This window comes from Neglectibacter sp. X4, from assembly GCF_009917365.1.
In the GTDB taxonomy this organism is placed as follows: Bacteria; Bacillota; Clostridia; order Oscillospirales; family Acutalibacteraceae; genus Acutalibacter.
Window position 1 is genome coordinate 1 of the sequence record NZ_QWLE01000142.1, and the last position, 1,893, is coordinate 1,893.

5 protein-coding genes are annotated in these 1,893 nt (G+C 52.0%); all 5 read right to left on the reverse strand.

The features are described from left to right. Nucleotides 1-53: 53 nt before the first annotated feature. A complete protein-coding gene (locus tag D1841_RS17160) occupies nucleotides 54-461 on the reverse strand; it encodes a DUF4355 domain-containing protein (RefSeq protein WP_161880180.1) in 408 nt (135 codons plus the stop codon). Between the two features lie 178 nt (nucleotides 462-639). After that, on the reverse strand, nucleotides 640-813 hold the full coding sequence (locus D1841_RS17165; RefSeq protein WP_160644864.1) for a hypothetical protein: 174 nt from the start codon (nucleotides 811-813) through the stop codon (nucleotides 640-642). Then, nucleotides 804-1,103 carry a hypothetical protein gene (locus tag D1841_RS17170; RefSeq protein WP_160644866.1) on the reverse strand — a complete coding sequence of 100 codons (300 nt, stop codon included), beginning with the start codon at nucleotides 1,101-1,103 and terminating at the stop codon, nucleotides 804-806. Before D1841_RS17170 ends, D1841_RS17165 begins: the two co-directional genes overlap by 10 nt. A gap of 9 nt (nucleotides 1,104-1,112) precedes the next feature. Next, on the reverse strand, nucleotides 1,113-1,478 hold the full coding sequence (locus tag D1841_RS17175; protein WP_160644868.1) for a hypothetical protein: 366 nt from the start codon (nucleotides 1,476-1,478) through the stop codon (nucleotides 1,113-1,115). A 7-nt stretch (nucleotides 1,479-1,485) separates the two neighbouring features. Further along, nucleotides 1,486-1,791: a hypothetical protein gene (locus D1841_RS17180; protein WP_161880181.1), complete on the reverse strand. Its 306-nt coding sequence runs from the start codon at nucleotides 1,789-1,791 to the stop codon at nucleotides 1,486-1,488. Between the last annotated feature and the right edge of the window lie 102 nt (nucleotides 1,792-1,893).

A 1,893-nucleotide genomic window follows, 5' to 3' on the forward strand; every position in this document is an offset into this window, starting at 1 on the left:
GGCAGTAACGAGATTAACGGTATTTGCCATTTATTGGCACTTCCTTTCTTGGATCAGGAAAGCCCCATAGCCTTTCTAAGCTGGGAATCACCGCCCATTTGCGGCGATCTGCCAGCTTCAGCGGGTTTAGCGCCGTAGAATTTGACAGGCCGGGCTTCCGCTTTGATTTTGTCGATCACACCCTTCAGGGTGGTAATGGCCTTTTCCATGGCTTCCGGGCTGGACACGTTCAGAGCGTCCAGCAGTTCCACAGGAAGGCCGCTTTCGGTCAATTTCTCTTTGGCGGTCAACAGCAATTCACGCTGGGCCAACTGCTGTTCCCTCTCAGCAAGGGCGGCTTCCCCCTTGCGCTTTTCGGCGGCAAGGCGTTCGCCCACAATGCGGTTTACATCGTCCTGGCTGAAGGTCTTTTCCCCGGCTCCACTCTCCGGGTTGGTGTTGGTGGCCTTGTTTTCATCCATCGTCTATTCCTCCATGTTTTACGCCGTGAGTGCGGCTAAATATGAAAAAAGCGTGGGAACCGTCCATAGCAGACAGTTCCCACGCCGTTTTCGCACAGCTTCCACCCGGTAGGGGGTGGGGTACTTTGATAGCCTAATTATACCACATAGGGGGGTAGGGGGTCAAGCCTTTATTGAGCTATTTTGTAGGCTTTTTGGCGTTTTTGGGAATGAAATACACGTTATTATAGGGGGGCTTTCCAGGCGTTTTCTTGACTTTTAGGGCGGGTAAAATGCCCTTCAGGTATGCCACAGCTTGGACAACGATCGTTTCATCGTCCGGGGTATAGCTGATATGGATTTTCACTGGCATTGTACCACCATCCCCAAAACATACTCGACAGCCGCCACAGGATCAGCCACAAACCGCTTGAAGGTATTTTCAATCCACCGGGTGGCTTCCCGATCGCCCATCCCCGCCAAGTGCTCCCAAATGGTCGTAGAACCAGCCCCGTAGCCGTGCATGGCAAGATATTCACAGTAGCGCCGCAAGGCGTTTTGACAGGGTTCTTTGCGTTCTGTGCGCCATCCATGCAAGGCCAGCAGGACAACCCCCACAGTGGAAACATAGTGTTCGCCGTTGACAATCTTAGTATGCTCCACAATATCACCTTACCCTTCAGCGCCCAAAGCAATATCAATATCCCGTTTCAAACTCACCATTTCAAGGTCAACCCCATAGAGGGCCGGGGCGAACTGCGCCGGTTCACAGCCGTTTTCCTTGATCCGATCCAGCGCACAGGCCACGGCAAGGATCGTGGAGTGGATTTTCTGCACCCGGTCTTTCACCGGCTCCATGCCCATCTTGAAATCATCGGCGGCGGCACCCTGCCCCCGCATGAAGCCGCACTGGAAGGCAATCTGGATTATGTCAAACGGTTCAGCGGCTTCAGCCTTAATGGCGTTCAGTTCGTCCGGGATCAAGTCAAGATTTTCGGGAACCTTGACGGCCTGAATACTGGAAATAAATTTATCCATTATGTAATTACCTCACTTTCATTTGTTCCACGTTGTAATAGCTGACAGCGGCAAGGAAGCCGGTGTAATTGAGATAGTCGGCAGTGAAGTCACCCACGCCGAAAGCGCCCCAATGCTTAAATTCCTTATCCTTGGCGAAAGATACGGCCTTTTTCCCAAAGAGCGCCACGGCCTTAGACACGGGCAATACATCATCTCGCCCAATCAGAATAGCTTCACGGCGAAACAGTTCATCAGCTTGCAGTTTATTCAAAATTCCCATAGTATAAAATCCTTTCTTGTCAGGCGGGGCGGTCTGTGTTACAATCTCCATAGACCGCCCCTTGGTGGGTAGGTTCCGGCTCCTATGTGTCAGGTTGTGGAAGGCGTGACACATGGGGGCTTTCTTACACATTGATGTACGGGAAGCAGGATA